General features: G+C 57.4%; 6 protein-coding genes. 2 read left to right on the top strand and 4 right to left on the bottom strand.

Annotated elements, in window-relative coordinates; genetic code table 11:
* Positions 1-104 precede the first annotated feature (104 nt).
* On the bottom strand, positions 105-272 hold the full coding sequence (rpmF, locus tag AB5Y85_RS14215) for a 50S ribosomal protein L32 (RefSeq protein WP_005300935.1): 168 nt from the start codon (positions 270-272) through the stop codon (positions 105-107).
* Positions 273-291: 19 nt separating this feature from the next.
* Positions 292-813 (bottom strand): 23S rRNA accumulation protein YceD, encoded by a 522-nt coding sequence (gene yceD, locus AB5Y85_RS14210; protein ID WP_013723766.1) that lies wholly within the window; start codon positions 811-813, stop codon positions 292-294.
* A gap of 119 nt (positions 814-932) precedes the next feature.
* Here yceD and AB5Y85_RS14205 point away from each other — a divergent pair, with 119 nt between their 5' ends.
* Positions 933-1,514, top strand: a complete 582-nt coding sequence (locus AB5Y85_RS14205; RefSeq protein WP_257686922.1) for a nucleoside triphosphate pyrophosphatase — start codon at positions 933-935, stop codon at positions 1,512-1,514.
* Between the two features lie 101 nt (positions 1,515-1,615).
* On the opposite strand, the gene AB5Y85_RS14200 is transcribed toward AB5Y85_RS14205, so the two are convergent.
* Together AB5Y85_RS14200 and rluC are read right to left on the bottom strand one after the other, a co-directional pair.
* Complete coding sequence (locus AB5Y85_RS14200) at positions 1,616-2,272, bottom strand: HAD-IA family hydrolase (RefSeq protein WP_257686921.1); 657 nt, start codon at positions 2,270-2,272, stop codon at positions 1,616-1,618.
* Positions 2,272-3,216: a 23S rRNA pseudouridine(955/2504/2580) synthase RluC gene (gene rluC, locus AB5Y85_RS14195; protein WP_257686920.1), complete on the bottom strand. Its 945-nt coding sequence runs from the start codon at positions 3,214-3,216 to the stop codon at positions 2,272-2,274. The genes AB5Y85_RS14200 and rluC overlap by 1 nt, the downstream gene beginning before the upstream one ends.
* Positions 3,217-3,629: 413 nt before the next feature.
* Between rluC and rne the strand changes: the two genes are divergently transcribed.
* Positions 3,630-6,717, top strand: a 3,088-nt coding sequence (gene rne, locus AB5Y85_RS14190) for a ribonuclease E (RefSeq protein WP_368221611.1), incomplete at its 3' end; no start/stop codon positions are given.

The raw sequence follows: 6,717 nt of genomic DNA, 5'->3' as shown, positions 1-6,717 counted from the left end.
GGTAAAAGAGACAGTGCCTGCACGGCGGCAGGCACTGTTTCCGAGGGGCCAATATCTCCCCCCATGATGTCTAGCGCGACAGTTTGCGTAGACAAAGGCAATCCTTAAGCGATTACCTTTTTACCGCGGTAGAAACCATCGGCAGTCACGTGGTGACGACGATGAATTTCGCCACTGGTCTGATCAACAGTCAGGGCAGCGGTGGTCAGCGCATCGTGGGAACGACGCATGCCACGCTTGGCACGGGTTTTACGGTTCTGTTGTACGGCCATTGTAGGCTAACTCCTAAATTCACTTACGTTTAAGCTCTTCAAGAACTGCAAAGGGATTCGGCCGCTCATCAGCAGGTTCGATTTCACCCCAGGTCATCTCCATGTTTCCTCTCGGGCATGCATCCAGAGAATGCATAGCGACTTGAGGCAACGAGAGGATGAGTTCATCCTCCAGGATTTGATGAAGATCTATCTCGCCGTTTTCGTCCAACTCAATGGGCTCATAAGCTTCCGGCAGTTCTTCCTCGTTTGTTCTTTCGAACAGCGGAGTGTAGATAAATTCAGCTTCACAGAGGTGTTCGAATGTCTCTCCGCAACGTTGGCAAACCAGGTCAACCTTGGCATGGGCAGTGCCTTTCATAACGGTCAACTTCTGGACATCTTTGCCAAAGTGCAGTGATACATCGATATCACTCTGCAAGCCAGCGGTTGATTCCTCCAGCCTGGGCATCTGCGACTTTTCCACTATCCCGATGTAATCGAGCAGCTTCAAGGCACTACGGACTGGATCAACCTTAACGGGCAACTTCACCTTTTGCATAGGGCGCGAATAATATAGGTCCAACAACTGATAGTCAAAGGAAAAAGTCCTTACCGCCGATGATTTTAACGTCACAAGTCCCTAGAATGCCGGTACTCGCTTTCATCGGTAACTCGATTATGCCACAGAATCTGATCCTCGCCTCAACTTCTCGCTATCGCAAAGCCCTGCTGGAGAAGCTCGGCCTCCCCTTTGAATGTGCCGCCCCCGATGTGGATGAGCGACCACTGGCTGGCGAATCCGCCGAGGCGCTGGTGGCCAGACTGGCTCGTGCCAAGGCTGATGCTGTCGCCCAACATCGTGATCACGGCTTGATCATCGGATCTGATCAGGTATGTGTCTGCAATAATCACATCCTCGGCAAACCGGGCACCATCGACAATGCCATCGCCCAGCTGATGGAGGCTCAAGGTCGCAGCGTCACCTTTTACACCGGGCTGTGCGTACTTAACGCTGCAACCAATGAGATTCATCAATTGATTGAACCGTTTACGGTCCACTTTCGCGATCTCGATGAAGCCGCCATTCGCCGCTATGTAGAGGCAGAATTGCCCCTAGATTGTGCGGGCAGCTTCAAATGTGAAGGAATGGGGATCGTGCTGTTCAAGGGGCTGGAGGGGCGCGATCCTAACGCCTTGATCGGTCTGCCACTGATCGGCCTGATCGAGCTGCTGGAGCGCCACGGTATTGCCCTGCCCTGATTGCGGGTAAAAATAGATAAGCTAGATCGAGCATATAAAAAGCCCGGTTAATACACCGGGTTCTGTTCTCAAGCATATTGATGTCTCTTAAAAAGAGGCGTCTACAACAGCGCGCGAAGAGCCGTCATGGAGTCCACCACCGCCACAGGTCCGTGACGACTGAGGGCATCCCGACTATCTACACCCCAAGTAACGCCAATACGCGGCATGGCGATTGCTTCGGCCATCGCCATATCGTGAACAGAGTCGCCGATCATGACGGCCTGGCGGGGTGAAAGCTCCAACTCGTCCAGGATCTGCTCAAGCATCAGCGGATCAGGCTTGGATCGAGCCTCATCGGCCCCACGACTGGTCACAAACAACGGGCGCAGCCCGGTCTCATCCAATACCCGATCCAGCCCACGGCGCGATTTCCCGGTAGCAACGGCCAGTTGCAGCCCTCGTGACCGCCAGTCATGCAGCAACTCCCCTGCCCCGGTAAACAGCGGGCTGGGGGTGGCATCGTGCAGATAGTGATGACGATAGCGATCGATGATTGCGGCAATCTGGCGCTCACCGCTCGTGGCGCCACTGCATAAGGGGAACAGGCGGGACATGGCGACATCGAGGCTCAATCCGATGATCTGCCGGATCTGGGACGGTGCAGGTACTGCCAGCTCACAATCTCTGGCGGCCCCTTGCACACAGGCAACAATCCGGCCTACCGAATCCATCAGGGTGCCGTCCCAATCGAAAATGGCGAGCCGGATATCCTGCATCAGCGTAGCAAGCCGTTGAGGAAGTTGTCGAGCTCAGGTGCCAGCGGCGCCTCTACCTGCATTTCGCGACCATCGGCCGGATGGGTGAAGCTGAGCTTCCAGGCATGCAAAAATAGCCGTTTCAGACCTTGGCTGCGCATATTCTCGTCAAACGCCGCTTCACCGTACTTATCGTCACAGGCGATCGGGTGACCGGCATGCAGGGTGTGCACGCGGATCTGGTGGGTACGACCAGTAATGGGGCTGCACTCGACCAGAGTCGCTTCGGCAAATTGACGCACGATGCGGAACCGGGTTTCGGAGGGCTTGCCATCGGCACTGACCCGTACCACCCGTTCGCCAGACTGCAGGTCGTTTTTGCGCAGCGGCGCATTGACCACCTTGACGTGAGCCTGCCATTTGCCGCGAACCAGCGCCAGATACTGCTTGCGCATGGTCTTGACGCGCAACTGTTCATGCAGGCTGCGCAGGGCGCTGCGTTTTTTGGCAACAAGCAATACACCAGAGGTATCGCGATCCAGTCGATGAACCAATTCGAGGAAACGGGCTTCCGGACGCAGGGCTCGCAACCCTTCAATCACGCCAAAGCTCAGGCCGCTGCCACCGTGTACTGCCATGCCGGAGGGCTTGTTCAGCACGATCATGGCATCGTCTTCGAACAGGATCTGGCTCTCCAGACGCTGTATAACCCCGAGGTTGGCTGAAGGCAGCTCATTCTTCTCGGCAACGCGCACGGGGGGCACCCGCACCTCGTCACCTGCGCAGAGTTTGTACTCCGGTTTGATGCGCTTTTTGTTTACCCGCACTTCACCTTTGCGAAGGATGCGATAGATCAGGCTCTTGGGGACGCCCTTTAGCTGAGTCTTGAGAAAATTGTCGATGCGCTGCCCGTCATGCTCAGCTTCGATGGTGAGCAGCTGCACTTGTTGTTGTATCTGTGTCATGGCGCGGATTTTAACACTGCCAGCGCCCCTTGGCTGCATGGTTTGTTGAAAAATGGCGCCTTGCTATAAAAGAGGTTTAAATGGGATAATAAACAAGGTTTTGTCATTGTGTTCAAGCCTTGTACTAAGTGGCCAAAAAGTATGCCACCCAATCCCGAAACACCGTGTATACAAGAACATGACGGTTCCCGGGTGCGAGGTACAACGCATGGAGAACACAAACATCACCGTTTATTTGTCTCCATTTCGGCATCCTTATTCATTCCTTCTCGAGAAGTGATGACCAGAACGCCCTTAGTTTGCGCCTCATGCATACCCCAACCGGGAGGTTGCCCCAGTATGCTGAAGACCCGAGGCCGGCGCTGGCAGGACCCAGATGGAGGAAATCAAAATGACACAATAATGAGAACTCAATGAAAAGAATGCTTATCAACGCAACTCAAGAAGAGGAGTTGCGCGTAGCGCTGGTTGACGGACAACAGCTCTACGATTTGGATATTGAAAGTCCGGGACACGAGCAGAAGAAAGCGAACATTTACAAGGGTAAGATCACCCGCGTAGAACCCAGCCTTGAAGCTGCTTTTGTCGACTACGGCGCCGAGCGCCACGGTTTCCTGCCGTTGAAGGAGATCGCCCGCAATTACTTCCCCTCCGGTTACTCCTATCAGGGTCGTCCCAACATCAAAGAAGTGGTCCGCGAAGGTCAGGAAGTTATCGTCCAGATCGACAAGGAAGAGCGTGGCACCAAGGGTGCAGCTCTCACCACCTTTATCAGCCTGGCAGGTAGCTACCTGGTACTGATGCCCAACAACCCCCGTGCCGGTGGTATCTCCCGCCGCATCGAGGGTGATGAGCGGACTGAACTGAAAGAGGCCCTGAGCGGATTGACCGTGCCGGAAGGCATGGGCCTGATCGTGCGCACAGCCGGTGTGGGCAAGTCGCCGGAAGAGCTGGAGTGGGATTTGAACGTTCTGCTCAACCACTGGGACTCCATCCACAAGGCCTCTCAGGAGCGCGCTGCGCCGGTGCTGATCCACCAGGAAAGCAACGTCATCGTGCGTGCCATCCGTGACTATCTGCGTCGCGATGTGGGCGAGATCCTGATCGACAATCCGGTGATTTTTGAACGCGCCAAGGCCCATATCGAGCTGGTACGTCCCGATTTCCTCAACCGTGTGAAGCTGTACAAGGGTGAAGTCGCCCTGTTCAACCACTTCCAGATTGAGAGCCAGATTGAATCAGCCTTCCAGCGTGAAGTGCGCCTCCCCTCCGGCGGCAGCATCGTTATCGATCCGACCGAAGCGCTGACCTCCATCGATATCAACTCCTCCCGCGCCACCAAGGGCGGCGATATCGAAGAGACTGCGCTGCAAACCAACCTGGAAGCGGCCGACGAAATTGCCCGTCAATTGCGTCTGCGCGACTTGGGTGGCCTGATCGTAATCGACTTCATCGACATGACCCCGGTTCGCCATCAGCGCGAAGTGGAAAACCGTCTGCGTGAAGCGGTGCATCAGGATCGTGCCCGCATCCAGCTGGGCCGGATCTCCCGTTTCGGTCTGCTGGAGATGTCTCGCCAGCGTCTGCGCCCCTCCCTCAACGAATCCAGCAGCCATATCTGCCCTCGTTGCCAGGGTCAGGGCGTGATCCGTGACAACGAATCCCTCGCCCTGTCCATCCTGCGTCTCATCGAAGAAGAGGCCATGAAGGACAACACCGAGCAGGTTCATGGCCAGGTGCCGGTGGATGTTGCCGCCTATCTGCTTAACGAGAAGCGTGCCGCCATCGCCAGTCTGGAACAGCGCAATGATGTGCGTGTTTACATCATTCCGAACCAGCATCTGGAAACCCCGCACTACGAAGTGACTCGCATTCGTCAGAACGAGATCCCGGAAGCGGCCAGCTACGAGCTGAAAACCGAGATTGCCAAGCCGGTCTACCAACCGAAGCAAGCTCAGGTGATCGAGCGTGAGCAACCGCTGCTGCAAGGCTTTGCCCAACCGGCACAACCGGCCCCTGTAGCACCGCAACAAGCGGCGGCACCCGTTGCTGCGGCCCCTGCCGAAGCCGGCTTCTTCAGCAAGCTGATCAAAGGTATTACCGGCCTGTTCAGCAGCGATGCAGCCCCTGCCGACGTGAAAGCACCCACCGAGAAACCTGCAGCTCGTGAAGCACGCAAGGATGAAGGTCAACGTCACCAGCGCGAAGAAGGCCGTGGCCGTGGTCAGCGTCCTCGTCGTGACGACAATCGTGGCAACCGCAACAATGCGGAAGCTGGCGAGAAGCGTGAAGGTGGCAACCGCGAAGCCGGTGAAAACCGCAATCGCCGTCCACGCAAAGAGCGCGAGCCTCGTCAGGAGCGTGAAGCCCGTGGCGAAGTGCGCAGCGAACAGCGCATGGAACGTGAACCCCGTCAGGAGCGCGAACCTCGCGAGCCGCGCCAGGAACGAGCGCCACGTCCAGCCCGTGAACCTCGTGCTCCCCGTGAGCCGCGCGCCGAAGTCGTTGTTGAAGCGGTAGACGCCGTTGATGCAACTGCCGTCCAGCCACGTCAGGAGAAAGAGCAGAAAGTGGCCGAGCGCCGCGAACGTCGTCAACTGCGCAAGCAGATCCGCGTCGATGTCGCCGCTGCTGACACCCCTGCCCTGCCTGTTGACGAAGTACCAGCGCAAGCTGAAGTGATCGATGCTACCGTGGGTAACGAGCAGGAAGAGCAGAGTGAAGGCCAGCGCCGTTCACGCCGCACTCCGCGCAGCCAGCGTATCGAAGGTCAGCGCCGCAAGCGCATCAACGAAGATGCCCGTAGCCAACGTGATGAAGAACAGCAAGAGACCACCACTCTGACCACCGCAGCCCAGGCAGATATTGCCAAAGCGCAGGTTGAAGAGCCGGTCGTGCCTGTTGTTACCATCCCGAGCGCTGAAGCCGTCGCTGCTGCCCTGCAAGCCTCTGCTGCACTGACCGAGCATGTCGTTGTCGAAGCCGTTGCTGAAGAAGCTGCCGAGCAGGCTGCTGCCCAGGTAGAAGCAACTCAAGCCGATGTGATCGCTAGCCCGGTTGTTGCAGCTGTCGCAGAAGTCGTGGTTGCTGCAGAGCCGGAAGTTGCCGTTGTCACCGCTCCGGCTGTCAACGTGGCTGCCGCTGAAATCGTTGAAGCTGCTCCGGTTGTTGAAGAGGCCCCTGCTGTCAGCACTCCTGCTGTGGAGGCTGTAGCTGTTGCCGTCGAGATGCCAACTGCGGTTGTCGAAGCCCCGGCACCTGTCGCTGCCGTTGCGGTGGAAGAGACTCCGGTCGTGACCAAACAGGTAGCTCACGGTGCTGGCCTGCTGGCTCGTGCCCGCAAAGCATCCGCGCCGATGGCAACCCCTGCCGAAGCCCCTGCCCTGCCTGCTCGTGAGCCGGTTAACTACCCGCCGCTGGTACGCAACGAAGTGAGCACATCGGGTCGTCATGGTGGCAGCACTGCCGCCGTCAACGTGGCCACCTGCCCGGCCGGTCGCC

Source organism: Aeromonas sp. R3-1 (assembly GCF_040908345.1).
Taxonomy (GTDB): domain Bacteria; phylum Pseudomonadota; class Gammaproteobacteria; order Enterobacterales; family Aeromonadaceae; genus Aeromonas; species Aeromonas veronii.
Note: the sequence above shows the minus strand (reverse complement) of the source record. Positions and strands in the feature narration are given on the sequence as shown.

Bases quoted from the DNA above. Each gene is read 5' to 3' on its own strand.
- rpmF (WP_005300935.1), bottom strand. From the start codon at position 272: ATGGCCGTACAACAGAACCGTAAAACCCGTGCCAAGCGTGGCATGCGT.
- yceD (WP_013723766.1), bottom strand. From the start codon at position 813: ATGCAAAAGGTGAAGTTGCCCGTTAAGGTTGATCCAGTCCGTAGTGCC.
- AB5Y85_RS14205 (WP_257686922.1), top strand. From the start codon at position 933: ATGCCACAGAATCTGATCCTCGCCTCAACTTCTCGCTATCGCAAAGCC.
- AB5Y85_RS14200 (WP_257686921.1), bottom strand. From the start codon at position 2,272: ATGCAGGATATCCGGCTCGCCATTTTCGATTGGGACGGCACCCTGATG.
- rluC (WP_257686920.1), bottom strand. From the start codon at position 3,216: ATGACACAGATACAACAACAAGTGCAGCTGCTCACCATCGAAGCTGAG.